Genomic DNA, 21,582 nt, shown 5'->3' on the forward strand with positions numbered 1-21,582 from the left:
AATCATAAAGCACTTTGAAATAGACACTTAACATATATTTATTGAATCACCATAGCGGTGCTATGCCTCTTCAATATAAGTGCCTCTTTCTTTGCGCTTTATAGCTTTCATCACGATTCCTAATGCATAATCCAGGTTAAATCATCGTGATAGCTGTCATAAGTCATTTCAAATTGAGCGAAGTGGTCATAGCTTGCCATGCAAACAAACAATATCAGTTATGGCTTATTATATGAATAAAACAATCATTGGTAAATATGATGCTGTCGTCACCAGAACGACCGAGTTACTCAAGGAGGAGGGGTTTGGAGTCCTTACGGAAATAGATGTGCAATCGGTTCTCAAAAACAAAATTGATGTGGATTTCAGGAAGTACAAGATATTGGGTGCATGCAATCCGCATTATGCTCATAAGGCGCTACAATCGGAGGATAAGATTGGCACCATGCTACCATGCAATGTGATCGTTCAGGAAATGGAAGGAGGAGAAGTAGAAGTAGCAGCAGTGGACCCCATCGCATCAATGATGGCAGTAGGAAATCCTGCATTGGAAGCAATGGCCCAAGAAGTAAGAGGAAAGCTCCAGCACGTCATAGAAGCTCTATAAGCAGTAATATAATTTAGTAGTAACCATGGTAGTAGCTACGCATGGATACTACTTCAATCAATCAATTCATCGATTTCTGCGTGACCTTCTTGATTTCCCTTTCGGAAACCCTGGATTTTGCTTATTCATATTCCGCTGGTTCATTCGGGGTTGAGATTTGTTCATCATTTTTTGCTGAGAGCGAAACCTGACCCCATCGTTGTTAATGCATTCTCCATTTCTCAACTTTTTGGTCTTGCCGTTCTTAAGTCGATAAGTTCCATCTGGATTGACAATTGTTCCGTTCTGAAAAGTGTAAGATTCTTGCATTTGCGTGGTTACACCTGCCTTCATTTGCATCATTTTTCCATCTTGATATAGAATATGATCTTGCTGATGAATACGTTTTCTGGCTTGCTGTTGATCTTGTGCTATAAGCGCACCGATCCCCAAGAATAAGCCGATAATTACTAAAACCATCTTTTTCATGATACATCACATTTACTAGTTAATAATACTCAAGCTAGGCAGTTCGCAGTACGCAGTCAATGACAGAAATCAAAGGGAGTAACGATTTGTGTCAGCAGCTAGGCAGGAGGCTCAGTTAATATACCGTTACGTGTGATAATTAGATGGTTAGCTCGATTTTTTGTACTTTTATACAACTAACTTTAATCTATACAGCTATGGACATCATTAAATCCCAGGCAACTCTCGAAAGTGAATCAGTCTTCAATGCTCTTTTTTATTATGCGACTATAGGTATTGTGGCTGTCAACAGAAATGGAGAAATCGAGATGATCAACAAGAATGGCGCCGAGCTATTTGGATATGATCAAGTCGATTTGATTGGAAAAAAAGTGGAAACACTAATTCGAGCGTCTGAGCCTGGCTTTGAAATTCACCCCCATGTCCAACATCTTGACAAACCGGATATTCGCCCTATTGGAGCTGAGCTGGATCTGTGCGCTATCAGAAAGGATGGCTTGGAACTACCTATAGAAATTAGTTTGGGAAACTTCGTGGTTCAAGGTGAGACACTGGCTGTAGCCTTTATTTGTGACATTTCTATACGCAAAGTATTTGAAAAGCAGAAGGAAGAATATCAGGAAGGATTAAAAAAAGCCGAAGAGCATGCAAAGGAGCTGGAAAAGGCATACAAGCATGAACAAGAACTCAACAATTTAAAGTCTGTATTTGTATCACTGGCCTCTCATGAATTTAGGACCCCACTGAGCACCATTATGTCTTCTGCAGACTTGCTCGCCAAGTACGATCGCGAAAAATTTGCTGAACGAAAAGATAAGCACATTGGGAGGATTAAATCATCGGTAAAAAATCTGGTTAACATTTTAGATGACTTTCTGTCCCTCGATCGGCTTGAGCAAGGAAAAATTGAACCCGTTCTAGAAGATTTCAACCTTGTGGAAATAATTAACACGCTGATTGATAATTTTCAACCCATTTTGAAGAAAGGTCAATCCATTCGTATGGGCTCGTGCGAAGACACCATGATTTATTCAGATCAAAAAATGGTGAAAAACATCATTACAAATTTGATCTCTAATGCCAGTAAATATTCTCTTGAAAACGACCCGATAGACATCAATTGTGTTGTGGATAAAGACCAAATCGTAGTAAGTGTAAGAGATCATGGGATTGGTATTCCCGAAGAGGATCAAGTAGGGCTATTTGGTTCATTTTTCAGAGCGTCCAACGTCGGCAACATCCAGGGTACTGGCTTGGGTCTCAATATTATCAAACGATACATTGAATTGCTGGGTGGTAGAATCACTTTTAGCAGCCACCTGGGAGAAGGCACGAAATTTTCGGTTTACTTACCTCGCAAAGCGCAATAAACCTTTTGCCAAAGAATGATAAAAGTTCTGTGGAGGACTAACTGGTGTCATTGTCATAAAAATGCAAAGCATATAATTTGCAGTATGATGAAGCAAAAAGTCCTACTGCTTGAGCCTCATGAGGGACTCAGAGAGAATATCAAAGAATTACTGGAACTGGAAGGTTACATCGTAAAAATTCTTAACACGGATGCTATCAAAGGTGATTTCACAAAAACTGAAACCGCTGCAGTCCTGTTGATAAGCGGACTTTTTTTGAGTGAGAATAATAGAGGACTTGTATTTCCCACTCAAGATATTCCTATCATCGTATTCAGTGCTGATTCTGATGACCTGTCATACGTGCCTTTCGGAAGATGGATGCCGCTACCATTTCAAACTGAAAAACTTCTCGATACGGTACGTACGTCCTTTGATTCGATGCTGATTCTCCACAATAATTGATGCCATGTATTGACTATAATCATATCTGGTCTTGACTAGCCTCATTTGTAGCCTACCAGCATTTCTCTACTATTGGGTAAGAATTTAACCACCGAATAGAATGAACGAGATCAAAACAAAATGGATTGGAAATATGGCCTTTGAGGCTGATGTAGATGGTCACAGAATAGTGATGGACGCGGGGGAAGAAGTGGGTGGACAAAATAAGGGGCCAAAACCAAAACCTTTGCTGCTAGTAGCTCTAGCCGGTTGTACCGGAATGGATGTAATATCCCTGCTCAAAAAAATGAGAGTCGCAGTTGAGGATTTGCAGATCTCTGTAAGTGGCGATACCTCAGAAGAGCATCCCATTTATTATAAGAATATCAAACTGACCTATCTGGTCAAGGGGCAAGGACTTGATAAGGAAAAAATAGAAAAGGCGGTCAAACTTTCACAAGAGAGATATTGCGGTGTCAGCTTTACACTTCAGCAAGTAGCTGAGTTGGATTACGAAATCATATATAGTGATGAAGAGATTTCGACTCCAACGGTCCACTAATCAGAGCGGAAACTCACTGCCTGGCTGTATCATTGTGGTATTAATCATGCTGGTGCTCGGTGGTATAGCTGTCATTCTGACCCTCACCTCCTTTGGACAAAATGGCTCAGATGAGATTCAAATTGCAAAAGTTGGTAAATGGGAAGACAATGGTATTACACTCAACCCATATCAGTCTTGGTACGGATTATTCCAAAATCCAGAAGGTGCATTTTCAGTGAAAGCGACACAAATCAAGATCAAAGAAATATATGATTACTCGGACGATGGTCCAAGAGAGCGGGCACTCATACAAATCACAATTGATTCCAAAAAGGACCCCATATTACTAGTGGGAGGCCTGGGTGGCCTTGAAGAAGGCGACGTAGATGGCATAGGCCATAATAATACGCTGCTCACACCCGATCGTTCTTATGAAATCAATCATCCCTGGGGCCGCTATGAATTGAGGCCGTTTGGTGCTCAGGACTATCTTGTCGAGGAGGACACCGAGCAGCAATATTCCGGTTATGGAATAGTGCTGACGCATGACGGCAGAGAGCAAACAATCCTCGAAGACCATTACTTTTTTGGGAATGGTCCGGGTCTGATTTGGTCAGGCGATTTGGATGGAGATAGAAAATTGGATTTGATTATCGACTGTATCTGTGAGGATACATCGACGAATATGGCACTGTTTCTTTCGTCCAGAGCGGACGGAAGCGAAATGGTGAAGTTGGTGGCTGTATGGCAATCGGAAGAATAGTCACTTTTTGATAATTGAGTAGTGGACATCAGGTAGGACGGTTATGAAAAAGATATTGTTGATAGAAGATAACCCGGAAGTCAGGGAAAACACCAGAGAGATTTTAGAGCTTGAAGGATATACAGTACTTATCGCAGAAGACGGAAAGACGGGCGTAAAACTGGCTCAAAAAAACCTGCCTGATCTCATTGTTTGTGATATTATGATGTCTGGACTAGACGGATACGGGGTTTTACACATATTAAATAAAAACCCTCTTACTTCAGTCATTCCCTTTATTTTTCTAACAGCCAAAGCGGATAGAATCGACATCCGAAAGGGTATGGGGCTGGGAGCCGATGACTATCTCACAAAACCATTCGATAGCAATGAATTGTTGACCGCTATTGAGACACGATTGAATAGGCATAATGAAGCCAGTCAAGAGGAGTTTTATATCAAAGACCTAGATCCATCTGATCAGAATAAAAGAGCAATCGCCAGCTTGAATGCGATTGCCGCAGAAGGACGAATTCAGCACTTCAGAGCTGGAGAAGGTATCTATTGGGAGGGAGACGAGGCAAGTGCACTCATACTTGTAAACTCTGGTAAGATAAAGACCTACAAGACCAACCAGGAAAAAAAGAAGCTGATTACAGGAATTTATTGTTCCGGGAAATACATTGGCTTCAATGCCTTGATTACCAATTCGAATTATTCAGAATCTGCCGTAGCCCTTGAGGACTCTGAGCTTTATTTTATCTCCAGGCACAAATTTTTCAAACTCCTTTATGAAAATCGAGATGTGGCTAACAAGTTTATCCGCATCATTTCTAACAACCTTAAAGAAAAAGAGGAGCAAATGCTGCATTTGGCTTACAACTCTGTAAAGCAAAGAGCTGCAGAAGCCTTGGTATCTCTTCAAAAGAAAAGTAAAAAATGCGGTGAAATATTTATCTCAAGAGAGGACTTAGCAAACATGGTGGGAACGGCTCCTGAATCGGTCATTCGTGCGCTTTCTGACTTTCGAGAAGCTCGTTTGATCAATGTAAGCCCTCATCATATCGACGTGTTCAATTTAAAAGAGTTGAAAAAAATAGCAGCAATTGATTGACCACTTGCGAGAGCAATGTAATTTTCGATCATAGTATATTGGTATGGTTGGTCAGAAGAGTCAGCCACAAATTGGCATTCCACATACTAGCCTGATATTTCCATCGAGACCCTCTGACGGGGAATTGCTCTACTCATCCAGGTAATCGTAAAACACGTGTCTCAGTAGGCATATAACCATACGACTACAAGTACAATGATTACTACGAAGACTAGGACAAATGCTCTTGTGTCTTTAGAATTATTGATCTGACTCATAACTTTGGTTTTTACTTATGCGATTAGTTTTTATCCAGTAGTAAAAGATTGGCCCGGCTAGTGGGATAAGAATTACTACTGCAAACCAGATGACTTTGTACTGATTTTTCATCTGATTTTGTGCAACGTCGACCATGGCCCAAATGGCAAATGTGACGACAATAAGTGCAAAAATCATCTCTAACATAATCTTGATCTTTTGTTTTCAATTTAGAATAAATGCTCTGATTAGCCTATGACTGGAGTTGCCCTCGAACATGATGTAAATCAATCAACCGCTCATTGAGCTTTATGATTGGAATAGATTATCTAATACATATTTCAGGTTAAACTGATACAAATAGTTCATATAAAAAGAGGCTGCCTCAAAAGTGACCTGTCATGGCAAGTGGGGTAAGACTTGGAGTCTGAAGCCATCTTATCCAATTTTATTAAAAAGGCATTAAGATCGCTTTGCTATACTCGCGATGACGAATTTTTCGAGACAGCCTCATCACATCGATTTGTGATCAGTACTGTGTTAAAATGAGAAGCCAAGCTCAAACTCCCATTGATTCATATTGAGCTCAATAGACTGCTGATCAGGGGCTTCGAATCTATTGGACCCAGATATTGTATTTGAGAATCCATGCATCATTGCAAAACTAATTTCCCGATCATTACCCAGAATTTTGGATACACCCAGCGTTGCATGTTTTTCTATTACACCAGGGGCAAGTATGTTGAAGAGCATTTCACTGTCCGGAATAGGCTGCTCGCCATAGGAGAAGCCACCTCTAAACACCCAGGATTCTACCCCGCTGTACATAGTACCCAGTTTGAAAACCGTCACATTGTTCCACCCAAAACCTGAGCCACCATCTTCACCTAAAGCCACCTGATTAGGATTAGGAATAAATCCACCAGAGCCATCCGGAAATGCAGGAGGAAGAGCAGTAGGGTCTATCGGGTTAGCGATAGATTTCACATCTTCGTATAGGATTTGTTGTACATCAAAGGCTACGATCCAGTCATTAAGCACCTCATAAGATACCCCGGCAGTCCAGGTAGCAGGGATATTGAAGCCTCCCTTTTCAGCATACAATCCGGCATAATCATCAAACTCACTCATGATCATCTGAGTTTGATAGGAGGCACCTAGTCTTAGCCCTTCGGCAATTGCCCCCATGTAGCCCACCTTGAAGCCAAGCCCATAAGAGTTGTCGTGTCCGTTGCCGGTAAGTTTGGTAGGATCACTAGAAAATGCACCAAAGGCCTCCAGTCCTGTCGCCTCAAACCTCTGATAAGCAAGTATGGCAGAGACACCGACACTGTGATTTTCACCCAACTTTCTAGAATAAGAAGTGTTTAGAAACATCTGAGAAAGATCTACTCCAGTGGGTTGGGCTCCCCCGAAAATGGCGGCGGGATACGCTGTGTTCATCCCTCCGTTCCCATAAAAGGATACCCCAATAGAGCTCTTATCATTTAGAGACCAGTTGGCACCTATTGATGGGATGAAGAAGACTTTGTTGTCGCTTGTCACCGTACCAGGAGCAAGACCAAAAGTGCCTGGAAAGCCAGACGGATTGCCGATCACGGTAAATTCCCTATTGGGATTGAATACGGCCAGGTTGAAGTCATACCTGGTACCTAGAAATACCAATCCAGCTGGATTGGTCGCTGATCCCAATGCGCTCTGTGATAGCGAGACGCCAGCACCTGCCATGCCCTTGTACCGGATACCATACCCATGACTGTAATAACCATTGGTGGCATAAAGATTTGCTTGAAAAGCAATCAGCAAGGACAATACTGCAAACGCCAATAATGAAATATTGATGTTCCGTTTCATAATTTTATATGTTTTAATGATACACGTAATCTACCAATTGAAATGGTAATCAGTAATGACCTATGTCATTGATAATTAGGTATTTAATCATTAAAATCAGTCATAAAAAAACCGCTAAATGATATAGCGGTTTAGTCATTTTTCTGTTTTAGAAGAAGGGGTATTATACGTATATAATTTGTACGCCATCACCTTCGGCAAGGTCATACATTTGACCCACTGTTATGATGTCTTTTACCTCGTCTACCAAATCCTCTTTTTTAATATGAAACATATCAGCCGCCAGTTTGCAGGCATATATTTCGCCGCCCCCCGCTTCGATCATTTCCAAAAACTCTGTTACAGGAGGAATGTCTAGTTTGTCCATTTCCTGTTTCATCATATGAGAGGCCAGCGCTTCAAAGCCTGGTAACCCACCTACCATGGTTGGGAGGCTTCTCATAAACGCGGGATTTCCGACAGTCGCAGTGTGGAGGTGATCTGCTTTTGCTTTCGTGATTGCATCCAACCCAAAAAAGGTAAAAAACATTTTGGCTTCCTTGCCCTCACTGAGTGCTCCGTTTGCCATGATTAGTGCAGCGTACACATCTTCAAGCGTACCTCTGGCACAGATGACAAGCACCTTTTTTAAGGGTTTCTTTTCTTCTATATTTTTTTTGACATCAGCGGTCATTTCTTTTACATCTTCCATGATTTCTTTTTTTAATAGTTCTCACTTTACACACAGCTTACTGGTTTTGGGATGCCAGCTATTTTGCTGGATACTTTTAGTGGCCCACCGGGAAACAAGGCATAAAATTGCTTGATATCGACAATGCCAGATTTACCTACTTTCCGAATACTTAATGGTACTCCTTCATGGTGTTTGGCTCGTAAAAACTCCAGCACCTCGTAGTGCTTATCCGTAAGGGAAATGCCTTCACGATCGGCGAGTTCTTTTGCTATCTCAGAAGTCCATTGACTGGGGTCTGTAAAATAACCTTCGTCGTTGACGTCTATCATAAATGTGTTTACTTCTAATTGTGCCATTATCTTTTTGCTTTGGTTTGAAATGTTAATTCACTAATTCTTTTCCAGCCATGGACATATGTGTACTTACCGGTAGCGTCTTGCCTGTCAGTAGCATATGCCAATAGATCCACTTAAACATGAGCTTCCCATAATGATTGACCCTTGTGACTTTCAAGAGGCCCATAGGGCCAATGAAAGGAACTGGAAATTTGCCTGGTAGGGGTTCAGTATCGTAGTTGAAATCAATCAAAGTAGCCTTACCAAAACCAGTTTCGATAAAACAGTTGGCATGACCATCGAACTTAGCCGTAAGTGGTTTGCCTTTGATATAACTCAGTATGTTTTCTTCCAGAATTTCTGCTTCGAAATGGGCAACTGCACCAGCTTTGGAAGTTGGTACGTTGGTAGCATCCCCAATCACGAATATGTTGTCATACGCTTTGGATTGAAGGGTTTCTTTGTCGGTGGGAATAAAATTGAGATCATCTTCATCACCCATGTTGCTATTTTCTACCATTTCAGAGCCCATATTGACAGGTATAGATACCAAAAGATCAAAAGGAACCTCTTTAGCATCGTATGAAATAATTTTCTTTTCTTGATTGTCAACTCTTTCTATGTAAAAATCAGGGATGACGGTAATACCTTTTTCCTTTAAAAGGTTGCTAAGCATAGCCGTGGCCTTCGGTTTTGTAAATGCTCCCGCCATAGGAGTGACATAAGAGATGTCGACTTTGTCTCGGATTCCTTTTTCGGTGAAGTAGGCGTCGGCGAGAAAAGCAAACTCTAGTGGCGCCACAGGACATTTGATAATACTCTCGCTGATATTGATCACTAGTTTACCGCCTTCCCAGTTTTTAAGTTTGTGGAAAAGAGCTGTAGAGCCTTCGAAAGTATAAAAATCAAAAATGTCCTTATACCACAGTTCGTCTTTCAAACCTGGCGTTTCTTCGGGGACCGGTACTGTACCTGTTGCTATGATCAGCAAATCGTAGGTAATGACGTCACCATTGGACAGTTTTACTCGATTATGCTCACCATCAATCATTTCTACTTCATCGACGATAAACTTCACATCTGATGGGATAAAGTTTCTTTTAGGCTTCACCACATCTTCTGGAGCATATACTCCAAAAGGTATAAACAGGAAACCAGGTTGATAATAGTGAAGTTCATCCTTGTCAACAATGGTGAATTCCCATTCCTTTCTGCTCATTTTTTTGTAGAGCTTATTCAGCATCATTGTGCCGGCTGTTCCGGCACCTATTATTAGTAGCTTTTTCATAACCTTACTATTTTGATAGGCATAAAATAAGCGTATCGATAGGAGTATTACGATGATCACGGCTAGTCCAAAGTATGATTATTGTCACTCACAGCTGTGAAATTATATAGTGTAAGAGTTCAAAATAAAATGCCTTTATTGGCCATAGGGCTATATTGCTGGTGCAGTTCATTTGGGCGAATGCCAACCAAAGGATCCGCAGTTGTGCCGAATCAATTCTTTATATTTGATGACAGGAATTGAACTTGAATGATCTCTGAATACCAAACCTAACACGATGAAGAAAATTCTAATAATTGAGGATAACACAGAGGTGAGAGAGAATACCTGTGAGATTCTTGAGTTAGCCGGTTACCAGGTGATGACTGTAGTAAATGGCAAAGAAGGAGTAGAAGTGGCTCAGAAGGATCGACCAGATCTGATCATATGTGATATCATGATGCCAGAACTTGATGGATATGGAGTTTTGCATATTCTTAGCAAGAATCCGGATACATCTGATGTACCATTTATATTTTTAACCGCAAAGGCTGAAAAGGCAGATTTTAGAAAGGGCATGAGCCTGGGCGCAGATGATTATCTAACCAAACCTTTTGAAGAAAGTGAGCTGCTGGATGCAATTGACATCAGAATCAAAAAGAGTGAAATCATAAAAAAAGACTACACTCCAGATTTATCTGGGTTGAATCAGTTCATTACTGAGGTGAAGGATCTTGAAGAGCTGCGAAGCCTTTCGGCAGATCGCAAAGTGAAGAAATACAAGAAGAAAAGCATCATCTATTGGGAAAAGGACTACAACAACTATTTGATCTATATCGTGTCAGGTAAGGTTAAGACCTATAAAACTAATCACGACGGTAAACAATTGATCACAGGCATGTATGGGGAAGGTGACTTTATTGGTTATCGGGCGCTCCTGGCCGGCTCTGAATACACCGAATCGGCAATGACGATAGACGATGTTGAAATATGTAAAATACCTAAAGAAGACTTTTTCAACCTACTCTATGCCAACAGACAGGTGGCCAACAAATTTATCCAGATTTTATCTAACAATCTGGCTGAGCGAGAAGAACAACTGTTGCATTTGGCCTATAACAGTGTACGGCAAAAAGTAGCTGAGAAGCTTTTGGAGGTGAATAATCAGTTTAACTCCACAGGCGCACTAAACTGGTTTACCATCCCCAGAGAAGATCTTGCTAGTATGGCTGGTACAGCCCAAGAATCTGTGATCAGAACTTTATCCGATTTCAAAGATGAATCGTTAGTAGAAATTGAATCAGGAAAGATTCGAATTCTCAATATTAATAATTTGGAACGTCTCATAATACAGGGCCATTACTAGATCTGAATTAAGGCATTTCTAATGTAAGCTACAATTCATTTAATTGGTTCTTTTAGAGTTTGAATATCCGAATGCTGCTTTGATCCGTTCTGTTTCTCTACAAAAATTACGAGTTCAGTAAAGCCAACAGGGTATGCTGAGAAGAATGCTTTATGTTTAGCAGACCTGTTATTCAGAAAACTATGTTTTGTTCGACCTGAGGCAATAAACAAGGGGATGTATATTAGAAACACTCATTGAAATTTCTACAACAACATTTTGTATTTACTAGAACAATCAAGTGATTAAAGTTCTAGCTTTGCGTTTTATAAAAAAATAGCCATATGAAGCGAATTAATCAGTACAAAAAGCTTTTCAATGTTGAGACAGATACAGATCTCAAACAACTCAAGAGCACCTATCGAAATTTGGTCAAGGAATGGCATCCGGATAAATTTCAGGACGAGGAAAAAAAATCTATAGCAGAGCTGAAAAGCCAGGAGATCATCGATGGTTATCACTTTCTGATTAGCATAGCTCCTGAAACCATAGAAGCCAACGTTGCTGCATATGAAGAAACCACTACAACCTCTGGCATCGAGGATTTCAAACACAAAGGTCTGCTACTCGAAGTGAGCTTCAAAGATGGTACGACTTATGAATATTTCGGAGTAACCAAAAACATGTATCTAAAGTTGATTAATGCCGAAAAACAGTGGCGTTTTGCTAAGCGAAATATCTTCCATTCGTTCACCTACAGAAAATCAAAAAGAGACGCGCTTGTGGCTACCAGCTAGGAGAATGGTAACTCTTCTACTCATTTACCATATCGCACAACTGGATAGAAAATTTTAAATTACGCTAATGGATACTACCTTTTATTATGAAGAGCACATCTTGTAATACGAATGACCGGGTAGACCAAAAATTCAATAAATATATGGTAATAAGAAAAGCACTAATAGTCATTCTTACCACTCTGATCTCCTTTCAGACTAAGGCTCTAATGCCAGTCGGAAATTATTTTGATAAGGATAGTATTACTCAAGCATTTATCAAAAACGGAGAAAATAAGGTTTATTTAAATAGTCCCCATTTTGATCTCAATCACGAGTGGCTACAAAAAAAACTCAGCGATCATTTTAAATATATCAATTTTAATGAAGCCATCGAGGATGATGTTCAAGGCTTATTGATGGTTGCAATTACTCTTGATGAAAAAGGTTATTTGACAAACTATAAGCTGCTAAACAGTTTGCACTTTGAGATAGATTCAGAGGTTTTTACTTTTTTTATGGGAAAAACCGTAATTGGCGGAAGTCCTCGATTGAAGTTGAAACCAGCCAAACTGGGTAAGGAGAAAGTAAGCATGCAAGTCGTAGTTCCCATTGCTTTTAACATTGAAAGGCCTTACCGAGCAACCAACTATTACTATTATGATTCTCATTTTATACATCAGCAGATTATGTATGATCAGTATATTAGATATATGGATGTCCCCACACCACCTGCAAATTTTTATTAAACACACGAATAATGAATAACGATCCGGAACTAAGCGGTAAATATCTGGGTACGATCACTCAGGATTTTATTAAGATTTCAGACAATCTGAAGGAGGCTTCATATCAGATCAGAAGTAGAGGTTTTTCCAAATACCCTATCTTTCCCATTTCGAAAAAGGAAGTCGGAATCGGTCAGATATTGATCAAACAAAAGGAACTAGATGTAGAGTGGAACTACTCAGCGTCATATCTGGATGAGTTTGTACAACTCGACCTGGTCAAGGAAAAAAATGTAGATATATTCAAAGAAGCCTATAAAGACCCAGATGAATTCTGCTGCCTCTTTGTAGTTGACGAGGAGTTCACCAACTTCATATTTATCCCGTATCCAGAGGATTGATGGCGGTACAACAGATTGTAGATGTCATTATTCCAGTCCTTAATGAACAAAATGCTGTAGGTCTCGTCATCGACGAAATTCCAAGAGAAAGAGTCAGACATATTATTGTGGTGGACAATGGCTCTACAGATGACTCGATGCAAGTCGCAAAGGAAAGGGGAGCAGTCGTGCTGGAAGAAGCCGCCCGAGGCTATGGCAACGCCTGCTTAAAAGGTATGAAGTATATCGCTGAGCAGACTGACCCCAAACCCGATGTAGTGGTATTTTTGGACGGTGATCATTCCGATTTTCCAGAGCACATACACGCCCTTCTCGAGCCGATAAGGTTGGGAAATGCCGAGCTGGTCATCGGCTCGCGAGCACTTGGGCGTAGAGAATCAGGCGCTATGACTCCACAACAGGTTTTCGGCAACTGGCTGGCTACCTATCTCTTGCGAAAACTGTATGGCGTGAGATATACAGATCTTGGCCCATTTCGGGCTGTTGATTACCCGAGCCTGCTACAAATGGATATGCAAGACAAAACCTACGGCTGGACCGTTGAGATGCAGCTCAAAGCTGCAAAGCAGAAAATGCAGATTGCTGAGGTCCCCGTGAACTATCGCAACAGAATCGGTGTATCTAAGATATCTGGAACCGTCAAAGGAACAATTCTGGCCGGATACAAAATCATTCAAACGATATTTAGATATTTGTAAATGGAATGGATCGTAGTTATTGTGTACTGCATGGCTTTATCAGCCATATTTCTGTTCAGTCTGGGACAACTGCACCTGACATGGATCTACACCCGACCCAAATCACAAGAGCCTTCTACTTTCGAAAAAAATTATGAACCGATCATCACCATTCAGCTCCCTGTATATAATGAAAAATACGTAGCGGACCGACTGATAGATGGCATCGTACAACTAGATTATCCTAAATCCAAATTGGAAATTCAGGTGCTGGACGACTCCACAGACGAGACTGTAGAAATCATAGCCGGAAAGATCGCAACGTATCAGGCCGAAGGATTTGACATCAAGCAGATCAGAAGAGCTGATAGAAAAGGATTTAAAGCGGGTGCTTTGGCTTTTGGGATGGATACTTGCAAGGGTGAATTCATTGCCATATTCGACTCAGATTTTTTGCCTACACCGGATTTTCTCAGACGTACCGTAGGATACTTTGCAGATGCTAAAATAGGTATGGTGCAAACTCGCTGGGGGCATGTCAATAGAGACTATTCTATGCTCACAGAAATGCAGGCTTTTGGGCTCGATGCGCATTTTACGGTAGAGCAAGGTGGACGCAATCGCTCAGGCAGCTTCATGAATTTCAACGGTACAGCGGGTATCTGGAGAAAAACTTGTGTGCAAGAAGCCGGTGGCTGGTCGGCAGACACACTCACAGAAGATTTGGATTTGAGCTATAGGGCTCAGCTCAAAGGTTGGAAATTTCAATTTGACGAGAGCGTAGAGTCGCCGGCTGAGTTGCCAGTCATTATGTCTGCTATCAAATCACAGCAGTTTCGATGGAACAAAGGCGCAGCTGAAACAGCCAGAAAAAATCTCTTCAACGTTTTTAGATCCGATCTAAACCTAAAAACGAAAATTCATGCAGCTATGCACCTACTGAATAGTAGTGTTTTTGTATTGCTCCTGACTGCCGCGGTGCTCAGTATCCCTATGTTGTATATCAAGGATGCTAATGCTAGCCTGAAGTGGCTTTTCAACCTGGGCAGCTTTTTTCTACTTGGATTTTTCTCCATTGCTGCTTTCTACTATGTAGGGCTCAAGCAGATTGTAAAAGTCAAGACAAGAAGAATTTTTCTCAAAAAATTCCCACTCTTTCTATCCTTTTCTATGGGGCTGGCCTTGCACAACGCAACGGCTGTAATGGAGGGTTTGCTCGGATTTAAGACACCATTTATCCGAACACCTAAGTTCAATATCACCAAGAAAAGCGAGGGCTGGGTTAGCAATCAGTATGTCAAGCCAAAACTAACCTGGGGAACGATGTTTGAAGGACTGCTCTGCATCTATTTTATTATTGGAATAGTATCAGCCTGGTGGCTCAACGATTTCGGTCTTATCATATTCCATATCATGTTGGCTACAGGTTTTGGAATCATATTTTTCCATTCTCTTAAAAGTGTAAGAAATGCCTAAAGGAGAATTGAGCCTTAGAACCGCACTGCTCTTTTTAGGTCTTTTGCTACCCATTCTGTCCATACACTATGGACTCTCCAGAGACAGTGTCTGGTTGGTACCAGTCTATGCCTTTTCTTTCACGTTTTATTTACTGCTGTATAAATATGTAGAATTGAGCAAAATGCAGCTGGTGGTACTCGCTGTCATTCTACGAGTCAGTTTGTTTTTTGGTATGCCATCCTTGTCAGATGACTACTATCGCTTTGTTTGGGATGGACAGATTTGGATCGAAGGGATCAATCCATATATCTCCACTCCAGAACAGTTGATCACTGACTTGCCAGCCAATTATCAATCATTATACTCAGCATTAAATTCGCCTACTTATCATACCACTTACCCACCATTGAGTCAGTATATTTTTGCACTACCAGCAGCAGTTGGCATTAGAGATATCCATGGAGCCGTGGCTTTGTTGCGTGGGGTGTTACTGATTTTTGAAATCGGTGTATTGTTATTATTGGTTCAGCTCAACTCTGAAAATAAAAAGACAATACTCTATGCATTCAACCCATTGGTTGTGCTCGAGCTTGTAGGCAATATACACCTTGAAGGGATCGTCATACTTTCTCTACTCCTAGCCATTTGGCTTTATAGAAAAAATAAGTGGCTTCATGCTGCAATTGCCCTTGCATTTGGTATTCTCGCTAAGCTGACCCCATTGATGTTTCTACCTATTTTATTCAGAAAAATCAATGGCTTGAAAACCGCAGGGAGCTATCTTTTGATCGGTACAGTGCTGGTGGTCTGCGCTCTGCCTATACTCAATCTGGAAATCATCCAGGGAATGATGAGCGGCCTCGATCTATTCTTTCGAAAGTTCGAATTCAACGCTGGCTTATTTTTTCTAATTCGAGAAATCGGCTTTTTGCTAGTAGGATACGACATTGTTCAGACGGCTGGACCTTTGATGTCCTATACAGCCTTTTTTCTAATTCTGCTGTACAGTTTTTTTTATGTAAATAAGGAGACTAAATGGGCACAGGCCTTCACCGTGATCTTGTTGATACAGCTACTTTTGGCTACTACAGTCCATCCCTGGTACATCATTACTCTAGTTGCTCTTTGTGGGATGACTGGTTATGCTTTTCCTGTATTGTGGTCACTCATGGCCTTCTTTTCTTATCTTGGCTATAGCCAAAATGGATATACTCACCCGGTGGCGATGATAGCACTAGAGTATGTCGCCGTACTCGGAGTGGCCGGATATGAAATAATCAGGCAAAGACCCCTTATGAAATATGTCTAAGCGCGCACTTATAATACTTGTAAAAAATCCTGAACCAGGGAAAGTCAAGACCCGACTGGCTAAGACTGTAGGAGACTTAGAAGCTATGTCTATCTATCAGCAACTGGTAGCTTTGACTCAGCGCGAATCCGAAAAATCTGGGGCGAAATGTGTTGTGTACTATTCCTCGCAGATTGTAGCGGAAGACCTTTGGGGAGGCGCAGAAAAGAAGCTCCAATCAGACGGCGATTTAGGTCAGAAAATATCCTCAGCATTCAAAGCAGAATTCTCAGCTCATGATCAGGTCTGCATCATAGGAACAGATTGTGCCAACCTAACAGCTGACATAATAAATCAGGCCTTTGACGCTTTAGATTGCACTGATTTTGTCATTGGTCCTGCCAACGATGGTGGATATTACCTGCTTGGTATGAATGCTCATCACTCTGAGCTGTTTGATCAGATCGAGTGGAGTACCGATCAGGTAATGGCACAGACGATAAGCAAAATAAATGCAATCGAATCGAGCTACTCTTTACTTCCTGAGTTAATCGATGTGGACACTATAGATGATTGGAATTTGGTAAGTGGAAATTTTAAATAATCATTTTAAATTTGAGTTAGACAATCAAAATTTTAATACTATGAAAAACAGTTTTTCTATTCTATTTGTATCAATCATAATGTTAAGTGCTTGCCAATCAGGCGGTCAGCTTAGCACTGGTGGAGCAGAGAGTCTGGATAAGCTACCAGAATATGCTCAGACAGCCACCTTCGATTATTTACCCGGATTGACCAAAGCCACCACCTTGTTTGGTGAGAAACTGGAGCAGCAAGGGGACTATTTCAACGGATATAGAAACGGCGCCTGGACTACCTATCATCCAAACGAAGTAGTCAAATCGATAACTACGTATATCAATGGATTCAAGCATGGTACTCATCTGGAAATGGATAAGAATGGTAATCTAACTCTAAAGGCCTATTATGTGAATGGGATAGAGGATGGAGAATTTATCTACTATAATGGCGGGAAAATAGCCGAAAGAAAAACTTACTATGAAGGGCAGCTGGAAGGTAAGCGGTCAAAATTCTATGACAATGGAAAAATCATGGAAGAAAGTAATTGGCAAAACGGTAAAATGCATGGCACTGCGAAGTGGTATGACCAGAATGGAAATGTAACCTTGGAATACGAATATGTGAATGGAGAATTGCAAAAGTAAAGAGTAGAGAGGAAGGATTTATTCCAGACTTAAGGCATAAGTTTTCTTTATGTAGTCATCATAAAAATCAATCCATCGACATGAACAATTTCTTTTATATTTGCGTTTTTCGAGCATAACAATATTTAAAATTATAAAGACATGAATAAGGCAGTAGAAATTACAGACAGCAACTTCGATGACGTATTGGCAACAGATCAGCCAGTATTGGTGGATTTTTGGGCAGAATGGTGCGGACCTTGTAAGATGATTGGGCCTGTAGTGGAAGAACTTGCTGGAGACTACGAAGGTAAAGCAGTGGTAGGAAAAGTAGACGTAGACTCAAATCCGGAAGTATCTGCCAAATTTGGTGTGAGAAGTATCCCTACTTTACTAGTATTCAAAAACGGTGAAGTAGTAGACAAGCAAGTAGGTGCAGTTCCGAAAGGAGTGTTGGCCGGAAAACTTGACGCTCAATTGGCTTAATAAATCAGACAGTACTTGAAAAAATAAAACCCATACCGGAAGGTGTGGGTTTTTTTATGCTTTCTGATTTCTTCTGCTATTTTAGTCATTGCCGAAGACATCTAGCCGACCGGTACGATTTTTATTGCGCTACTATCGGAATAGATACTCTTGTCTTATCCCACATCATATGCATCTGTGTAGCTGTAGAGTCATTAGTAAACTGAATCGTAAACTGCTCCATTTCTTCAGCATTTTTGCTAACAGGCACATCGACTTTTAACACATCAAGACTATAATCTGGTTCGAAATAGCCAAACTCACCTAGCTCACTATTCAGTGATACTTGCCAGCTTTTGGCATTAGGCACGGCATATAGGCGATAGCTACCTGCAGCCAGATTTTGTCCTGCAAAAGTGACATCCTGGCTCAGTGTAATCTCCGAAGCCTCATTAGCTCCGAGTCTCCAGTATTTACCATAGGGGACAAGCGCTTCTTCACTTTCTTCGCCAAATATGAGTCTTCCTTTTTTGAACGGTTGACAGTAAACCACGCTGACCGAGAGATCACCGATCGTAGTGGTAGCAGTATCCTGAGGGCTGTGGCTTCGAGTGGTTAGTATCCCATATACAAAGTATATGACTACGCCTAGCACCACACCAATTATTATTTTCTTAATCATAGTATAGTTTGTTTGTTGCTGAAAGCTACTAAATTATTTAATAAGAAAATCATTAATAAGGTTCTCAATAGCCTTTATTATCCCTTTTTACAGATCTGTTTGTAGGTGCAATAGCTGCATTTTTTTTCGTCTTCTGTCTGAGTGAAAGCCACTTCTGAATTGAATAAATCGGTAAGCAGATAAAGAAGTACTTCTTTAAACTCTTCTTCAAAGTCTGCATAGCTTGTTACCTTCTTACTTTTACGATTCTCGGTCTGAGTCAGGACGGTGTCAAATTTACTGTCAAATAGATCTTTGCTATTAAACAGTCCTGGTTGGATAGGATGCTTTAGGTCGGGGTGATTATCCTTGTACAGCATGCAATAGTAAAATAGTTGAAAAACGGCTTTATTGCGTTTTGTCGAACTTCCATCAATCAGCTCAGACATTTGACCAAATTTCCGATCATCCCTACCAGATTTATAGTCGAGAACTCTTACTGTTTCACCGTATTGGTCGATTCTGTCTATGATTCCCTTTAGTCCGACCTTAGCACTGCCACTCAGGGTTTCTATAGGGAAGTCCACAAAATAATCAGTGGCTTCCAGACCAATAATTTGAAAGGGCGCATGATGGTAATCATAGTCGATAATGCGGAGCATGTATTGTTTGATTACCTCAAAGGCTATAAGCTGACGACCGGTTTGATCCACACCACGAGTGATTTTTTGCTCCTGGAAGGATTGGCCTACCGCTTCGTCCAACTGTTCCTTTATGGTTAGGACTTCTTCAGCCTCCCAATGTTCCTTTTCTTTGTACAAATGTTCCATCGCACCATGCAGCAAATTTCCAAATAGGGAAGGATCCATATCCTCCTTCAACTCGTCAGGCTCTTTGATTTTCTCAATATGCTGAAAGTAAAACTTGAGCTTACAGTCAATGTAGGTGTTAAGTGCAGAAGGTGAGAGCCTCTTGGAGGAGTCGTTATCGGATATCAGGTATTCCTTGAGCTTTTGCATGACCGATTCTGACTTTTCTACGACAATTTCGGGTTCATTTTCAGCCACAATTGGGTGAATCAGTACAGATTCTTCGAATTTGAGATTTGATTCGTATTGTAGTTGCCGGATGTAGCGACTAGGCTCACCGTTGTGATTAAATTCTGATATGTTGTTGTAAGACATCCATAATTGCTCTGCGCTGTGCAGTAATCGGTAGAAAAGATAGGACTGCATAGCGTCCTGATGCTCCACCGTAGGCAAGTCGAAAGCCTTTCTGATATTATATGGAATGAATGACGTGTTAGAATTGTCCTTTGGCCAGTGTCCTTCATTCATGCCAATGATCAGTACATTTTCGAAAGACAGGTTTCTGGTTTCCAGGATACCCATCACTTGTATACCCTGTTTAGGGTCACCCGAAAGAGGTAATTTGAGCGTTGTCCCTAGCTTCAGAAACAACTTGTGAAAAGAGTTCAGATTCAGTTGTACATGATGCACATCCAAAGCCGTCGCAATTCTTTTTAGTGTGCTATGAATCAATACAATAGCTGACTGTTCCACCTCTCTTAGCCCTTTTATATCCAGACCCGCGATAAAATGAATGAGCTGATCCAACAATTCATTTACTTGTGTGGTTGATTCTAGCAGCAATTTAAGCTCGGGAAAAGCACGGCGCACGTCCTCGAGTGGATGATAGATTTTGTTGATGGCTATGGCGCCGGCTTCGAAAGCCTGCACGCTTTCTTTTTTTATACCCAATAGGTCATTGAATTCCATAAGACCAAGAACCTCCTTGAGATGAATTCCACTTTTTGGACTGGTCTGATGTAAATCTTTTAAGGCAATAATTTTACTAAGGAAAATGTAAATTCTGGACTGAGATACACCCCATCCCATGGTGACATTGACGTGCTCTACTTCTGCTGGGATCGCATTTAGGAGACTTTGCAATAGCGATTCATCAGTTAGAATGACCAACAATTTAGATTGATCAGCAGTAGTCAGGGCCAGGTCTTTTATTTTTTGAGCGCCAGCCTTGATCTGCCCCATACTGAATGGGGCGGACAGGATATTTACTTTTAGCTCTGCCTTGCTGATCTGGTTTTTAACATCTCTTGTGATTGAGGATTTAAAATGATCATCCGCAGCATATTCTCGAAAGAACGTGCCAGACTCCTGGGCTTCATCTTCATAATAGTAGGTGTCAAGATCCCAGAAGATATCTGATTGCCCTTGATCCATATAGGCCTTGATGATTTTTTCCTCTGCACGAGTTAGCGCATTAAATCCCGCAAACCAAATGGATTCTGTTTCTCTGGTTGGCAGTTCATTTTCAGCGTATGCTCTGAACATCCGACCCTTATAGGTCAGTCCACTCTCGTCCAACAATTGATTGAATTGAGTGTGCAGCTCTGCCAGAATAGACCAAGTAGCGATAAACTCACTTTGTTTTTTGTTGGGCGAGGGGAGGAACCCTTTCCAAAAACCTTGAATGATTTTCTGGTCTTCCTCAGGTAGTTCTCTGAAGGCTTCGTCTAGTTCCTTCTGAGACTTGATCACCCGAAATATATGTTGGACGTCGACCAGATAGTTGTCTATGTCATTGAAGTCCTTCAGTATCATTTCTCCCCAAGGATAAAAAGCGTCAAAATCCTCCGGATGTTTTACAATCTGCTTATATGCTTTGTAGAGTAGGAAGATCATTTGTAAGTCATCAGCAAAATTCTTCGACTGCTGATCTTCAACAAATTCTTCAAAGCTCAAAATGATAGGTGACCACACTGGCTTGTTGTAGAGCTGAGCGAGAGCGTCAGCAAAATAAACACCAGCTCTTTTGTTAGGAAAGATGACAGTCAGTCTATCACATTGATGACCATATTGATCATGGCATTTTTTAGCGAGAGACTGTAGGAAAGGCGCTTCTTTTTCCAATAGATTATTTT

The 21,582-nt window shown here is 41.0% G+C and carries 24 protein-coding genes; 16 read left to right on the forward strand and 8 right to left on the reverse strand.

Translation table 11 applies throughout. The annotated features are described in order from the left end of the window. The first annotated feature begins 220 nt into the window (after nucleotides 1-220). A complete protein-coding gene (locus ABJF11_RS00060) occupies nucleotides 221-607 on the forward strand; it encodes a DUF302 domain-containing protein (RefSeq protein WP_348117035.1) in 387 nt (128 codons plus the stop codon). A 66-nt stretch (nucleotides 608-673) separates the two neighbouring features. Here ABJF11_RS00060 and ABJF11_RS00065 read toward each other — a convergent pair whose 3' ends face one another. After that, nucleotides 674-1,075 carry a DUF6799 domain-containing protein gene (locus ABJF11_RS00065; RefSeq protein ID WP_348117036.1) on the reverse strand — a complete coding sequence of 134 codons (402 nt, stop codon included), beginning with the start codon at nucleotides 1,073-1,075 and terminating at the stop codon, nucleotides 674-676. 197 nt (nucleotides 1,076-1,272) lie between these two features. Between ABJF11_RS00065 and ABJF11_RS00070 the strand changes: the two genes are divergently transcribed. From ABJF11_RS00070 to ABJF11_RS00090, 5 genes are all read left to right on the forward strand, one after another. Further along, on the forward strand, nucleotides 1,273-2,445 hold the full coding sequence (locus ABJF11_RS00070) for a PAS domain-containing sensor histidine kinase (RefSeq protein ID WP_348117037.1): 1,173 nt from the start codon (nucleotides 1,273-1,275) through the stop codon (nucleotides 2,443-2,445). 84 nt (nucleotides 2,446-2,529) lie between these two features. After that, the gene (locus ABJF11_RS00075; protein ID WP_348117038.1) at nucleotides 2,530-2,889 is read left to right on the forward strand and encodes a hypothetical protein; all 360 of its coding nucleotides are present in this window, start codon (nucleotides 2,530-2,532) and stop codon (nucleotides 2,887-2,889) included. 100 nt (nucleotides 2,890-2,989) lie between these two features. Beyond that, nucleotides 2,990-3,430, forward strand: a complete 441-nt coding sequence (locus tag ABJF11_RS00080; protein WP_348117040.1) for an OsmC family protein — start codon at nucleotides 2,990-2,992, stop codon at nucleotides 3,428-3,430. Then, nucleotides 3,399-4,175: a hypothetical protein gene (locus ABJF11_RS00085; RefSeq protein ID WP_348117042.1), complete on the forward strand. Its 777-nt coding sequence runs from the start codon at nucleotides 3,399-3,401 to the stop codon at nucleotides 4,173-4,175. The genes ABJF11_RS00080 and ABJF11_RS00085 overlap by 32 nt, the downstream gene beginning before the upstream one ends. A gap of 43 nt (nucleotides 4,176-4,218) precedes the next feature. Further along, nucleotides 4,219-5,268, forward strand: a complete 1,050-nt coding sequence (locus ABJF11_RS00090; RefSeq protein ID WP_348117043.1) for a response regulator — start codon at nucleotides 4,219-4,221, stop codon at nucleotides 5,266-5,268. 240 nt (nucleotides 5,269-5,508) lie between these two features. On the opposite strand, the gene ABJF11_RS00095 is transcribed toward ABJF11_RS00090, so the two are convergent. The 5 genes from ABJF11_RS00095 to ABJF11_RS00115 all read right to left on the reverse strand — a co-directional run bounded on the left by ABJF11_RS00095 (nucleotide 5,509) and on the right by ABJF11_RS00115 (nucleotide 9,655). After that, a complete protein-coding gene (locus tag ABJF11_RS00095) occupies nucleotides 5,509-5,712 on the reverse strand; it encodes a PLD nuclease N-terminal domain-containing protein (RefSeq protein ID WP_348117045.1) in 204 nt (67 codons plus the stop codon). Between the two features lie 333 nt (nucleotides 5,713-6,045). Continuing rightward, complete coding sequence (locus tag ABJF11_RS00100) at nucleotides 6,046-7,359, reverse strand: outer membrane protein transport protein (RefSeq protein ID WP_348117047.1); 1,314 nt, start codon at nucleotides 7,357-7,359, stop codon at nucleotides 6,046-6,048. A gap of 163 nt (nucleotides 7,360-7,522) precedes the next feature. Further along, nucleotides 7,523-8,050 carry a DsrE/DsrF/DrsH-like family protein gene (locus ABJF11_RS00105; RefSeq protein WP_348117048.1) on the reverse strand — a complete coding sequence of 176 codons (528 nt, stop codon included), beginning with the start codon at nucleotides 8,048-8,050 and terminating at the stop codon, nucleotides 7,523-7,525. Nucleotides 8,051-8,076: 26 nt separating this feature from the next. Next, nucleotides 8,077-8,388, reverse strand: coding sequence for a TusE/DsrC/DsvC family sulfur relay protein (locus ABJF11_RS00110; RefSeq protein ID WP_348117049.1), 312 nt, complete (start codon nucleotides 8,386-8,388; stop codon nucleotides 8,077-8,079). 25 nt (nucleotides 8,389-8,413) lie between these two features. Then, a complete protein-coding gene (locus ABJF11_RS00115; protein ID WP_348117051.1) occupies nucleotides 8,414-9,655 on the reverse strand; it encodes an FAD/NAD(P)-binding oxidoreductase in 1,242 nt (413 codons plus the stop codon). A gap of 277 nt (nucleotides 9,656-9,932) precedes the next feature. On the opposite strand from ABJF11_RS00115, the gene ABJF11_RS00120 reads away from it, so the two are divergent. From ABJF11_RS00120 to trxA, 10 genes are all read left to right on the forward strand, one after another. After that, nucleotides 9,933-11,000 carry a response regulator gene (locus ABJF11_RS00120; RefSeq protein WP_348117052.1) on the forward strand — a complete coding sequence of 356 codons (1,068 nt, stop codon included), beginning with the start codon at nucleotides 9,933-9,935 and terminating at the stop codon, nucleotides 10,998-11,000. 323 nt (nucleotides 11,001-11,323) lie between these two features. Beyond that, nucleotides 11,324-11,776 (forward strand): KTSC domain-containing protein, encoded by a 453-nt coding sequence (locus ABJF11_RS00125; protein ID WP_348117053.1) that lies wholly within the window; start codon nucleotides 11,324-11,326, stop codon nucleotides 11,774-11,776. 143 nt (nucleotides 11,777-11,919) lie between these two features. Then, complete coding sequence (locus ABJF11_RS00130) at nucleotides 11,920-12,504, forward strand: hypothetical protein (protein WP_348117054.1); 585 nt, start codon at nucleotides 11,920-11,922, stop codon at nucleotides 12,502-12,504. Between the two features lie 11 nt (nucleotides 12,505-12,515). Beyond that, nucleotides 12,516-12,884: a hypothetical protein gene (locus tag ABJF11_RS00135; protein ID WP_348117055.1), complete on the forward strand. Its 369-nt coding sequence runs from the start codon at nucleotides 12,516-12,518 to the stop codon at nucleotides 12,882-12,884. Beyond that, nucleotides 12,884-13,582: a glycosyltransferase family 2 protein gene (locus ABJF11_RS00140; RefSeq protein ID WP_348117056.1), complete on the forward strand. Its 699-nt coding sequence runs from the start codon at nucleotides 12,884-12,886 to the stop codon at nucleotides 13,580-13,582. The genes ABJF11_RS00135 and ABJF11_RS00140 overlap by 1 nt, the downstream gene beginning before the upstream one ends. Continuing rightward, nucleotides 13,583-15,037, forward strand: coding sequence for a cellulose synthase family protein (locus ABJF11_RS00145; protein ID WP_348117058.1), 1,455 nt, complete (start codon nucleotides 13,583-13,585; stop codon nucleotides 15,035-15,037). It begins immediately after the preceding gene. Further along, on the forward strand, nucleotides 15,030-16,328 hold the full coding sequence (locus tag ABJF11_RS00150; RefSeq protein WP_348117059.1) for a glycosyltransferase 87 family protein: 1,299 nt from the start codon (nucleotides 15,030-15,032) through the stop codon (nucleotides 16,326-16,328). Before ABJF11_RS00145 ends, ABJF11_RS00150 begins: the two co-directional genes overlap by 8 nt. Then, nucleotides 16,321-16,911, forward strand: coding sequence for a TIGR04282 family arsenosugar biosynthesis glycosyltransferase (locus ABJF11_RS00155; RefSeq protein ID WP_348117060.1), 591 nt, complete (start codon nucleotides 16,321-16,323; stop codon nucleotides 16,909-16,911). The genes ABJF11_RS00150 and ABJF11_RS00155 overlap by 8 nt, the downstream gene beginning before the upstream one ends. 40 nt (nucleotides 16,912-16,951) lie before the next feature. Then, nucleotides 16,952-17,533 carry a toxin-antitoxin system YwqK family antitoxin gene (locus ABJF11_RS00160; RefSeq protein WP_348117061.1) on the forward strand — a complete coding sequence of 194 codons (582 nt, stop codon included), beginning with the start codon at nucleotides 16,952-16,954 and terminating at the stop codon, nucleotides 17,531-17,533. 141 nt (nucleotides 17,534-17,674) lie between these two features. Further along, nucleotides 17,675-17,998 carry a thioredoxin gene (trxA, locus tag ABJF11_RS00165; RefSeq protein WP_348117062.1) on the forward strand — a complete coding sequence of 108 codons (324 nt, stop codon included), beginning with the start codon at nucleotides 17,675-17,677 and terminating at the stop codon, nucleotides 17,996-17,998. A gap of 121 nt (nucleotides 17,999-18,119) precedes the next feature. On the opposite strand, the gene ABJF11_RS00170 is transcribed toward trxA, so the two are convergent. Beyond that, nucleotides 18,120-18,659 (reverse strand): DUF2911 domain-containing protein, encoded by a 540-nt coding sequence (locus tag ABJF11_RS00170; RefSeq protein WP_348117064.1) that lies wholly within the window; start codon nucleotides 18,657-18,659, stop codon nucleotides 18,120-18,122. A 77-nt stretch (nucleotides 18,660-18,736) separates the two neighbouring features. Beyond that, the gene (locus ABJF11_RS00175; protein WP_348117065.1) at nucleotides 18,737-21,571 is read right to left on the reverse strand and encodes a PD-(D/E)XK nuclease family protein; all 2,835 of its coding nucleotides are present in this window, start codon (nucleotides 21,569-21,571) and stop codon (nucleotides 18,737-18,739) included. Nucleotides 21,572-21,582: the final 11 nt, after the last annotated feature.

Origin of the sequence: Reichenbachiella sp. (assembly GCF_039941815.1) — a bacterium.
Lineage (GTDB): Bacteria > Bacteroidota > Bacteroidia > Cytophagales > Cyclobacteriaceae > Reichenbachiella.

What these genes read in the sequence shown, in the direction of transcription:
- ABJF11_RS00095 (WP_348117045.1), bottom strand. Translation starts at nt 5,712, where the DNA reads ATGTTAGAGATGATTTTTGCACTTATTGTCGTCACATTTGCCATTTGG.
- ABJF11_RS00120 (WP_348117052.1), top strand. Translation starts at nt 9,933, where the DNA reads ATGAAGAAAATTCTAATAATTGAGGATAACACAGAGGTGAGAGAGAAT.
- ABJF11_RS00060 (WP_348117035.1), top strand. Translation starts at nt 221, where the DNA reads ATGGCTTATTATATGAATAAAACAATCATTGGTAAATATGATGCTGTC.
- ABJF11_RS00090 (WP_348117043.1), top strand. Translation starts at nt 4,219, where the DNA reads ATGAAAAAGATATTGTTGATAGAAGATAACCCGGAAGTCAGGGAAAAC.
- ABJF11_RS00085 (WP_348117042.1), top strand. Translation starts at nt 3,399, where the DNA reads ATGAAGAGATTTCGACTCCAACGGTCCACTAATCAGAGCGGAAACTCA.
- ABJF11_RS00125 (WP_348117053.1), top strand. Translation starts at nt 11,324, where the DNA reads ATGAAGCGAATTAATCAGTACAAAAAGCTTTTCAATGTTGAGACAGAT.
- ABJF11_RS00105 (WP_348117048.1), bottom strand. Translation starts at nt 8,050, where the DNA reads ATGGAAGATGTAAAAGAAATGACCGCTGATGTCAAAAAAAATATAGAA.
- ABJF11_RS00080 (WP_348117040.1), top strand. Translation starts at nt 2,990, where the DNA reads ATGAACGAGATCAAAACAAAATGGATTGGAAATATGGCCTTTGAGGCT.
- ABJF11_RS00070 (WP_348117037.1), top strand. Translation starts at nt 1,273, where the DNA reads ATGGACATCATTAAATCCCAGGCAACTCTCGAAAGTGAATCAGTCTTC.
- ABJF11_RS00075 (WP_348117038.1), top strand. Translation starts at nt 2,530, where the DNA reads ATGATGAAGCAAAAAGTCCTACTGCTTGAGCCTCATGAGGGACTCAGA.
- ABJF11_RS00065 (WP_348117036.1), bottom strand. Translation starts at nt 1,075, where the DNA reads ATGAAAAAGATGGTTTTAGTAATTATCGGCTTATTCTTGGGGATCGGT.
- trxA (WP_348117062.1), top strand. Translation starts at nt 17,675, where the DNA reads ATGAATAAGGCAGTAGAAATTACAGACAGCAACTTCGATGACGTATTG.
- ABJF11_RS00155 (WP_348117060.1), top strand. Translation starts at nt 16,321, where the DNA reads ATGTCTAAGCGCGCACTTATAATACTTGTAAAAAATCCTGAACCAGGG.
- ABJF11_RS00140 (WP_348117056.1), top strand. Translation starts at nt 12,884, where the DNA reads ATGGCGGTACAACAGATTGTAGATGTCATTATTCCAGTCCTTAATGAA.
- ABJF11_RS00115 (WP_348117051.1), bottom strand. Translation starts at nt 9,655, where the DNA reads ATGAAAAAGCTACTAATAATAGGTGCCGGAACAGCCGGCACAATGATG.
- ABJF11_RS00130 (WP_348117054.1), top strand. Translation starts at nt 11,920, where the DNA reads ATGGTAATAAGAAAAGCACTAATAGTCATTCTTACCACTCTGATCTCC.
- ABJF11_RS00100 (WP_348117047.1), bottom strand. Translation starts at nt 7,359, where the DNA reads ATGAAACGGAACATCAATATTTCATTATTGGCGTTTGCAGTATTGTCC.
- ABJF11_RS00145 (WP_348117058.1), top strand. Translation starts at nt 13,583, where the DNA reads ATGGAATGGATCGTAGTTATTGTGTACTGCATGGCTTTATCAGCCATA.
- ABJF11_RS00110 (WP_348117049.1), bottom strand. Translation starts at nt 8,388, where the DNA reads ATGGCACAATTAGAAGTAAACACATTTATGATAGACGTCAACGACGAA.
- ABJF11_RS00135 (WP_348117055.1), top strand. Translation starts at nt 12,516, where the DNA reads ATGAATAACGATCCGGAACTAAGCGGTAAATATCTGGGTACGATCACT.
- ABJF11_RS00160 (WP_348117061.1), top strand. Translation starts at nt 16,952, where the DNA reads ATGAAAAACAGTTTTTCTATTCTATTTGTATCAATCATAATGTTAAGT.
- ABJF11_RS00150 (WP_348117059.1), top strand. Translation starts at nt 15,030, where the DNA reads ATGCCTAAAGGAGAATTGAGCCTTAGAACCGCACTGCTCTTTTTAGGT.
- ABJF11_RS00170 (WP_348117064.1), bottom strand. Translation starts at nt 18,659, where the DNA reads ATGATTAAGAAAATAATAATTGGTGTGGTGCTAGGCGTAGTCATATAC.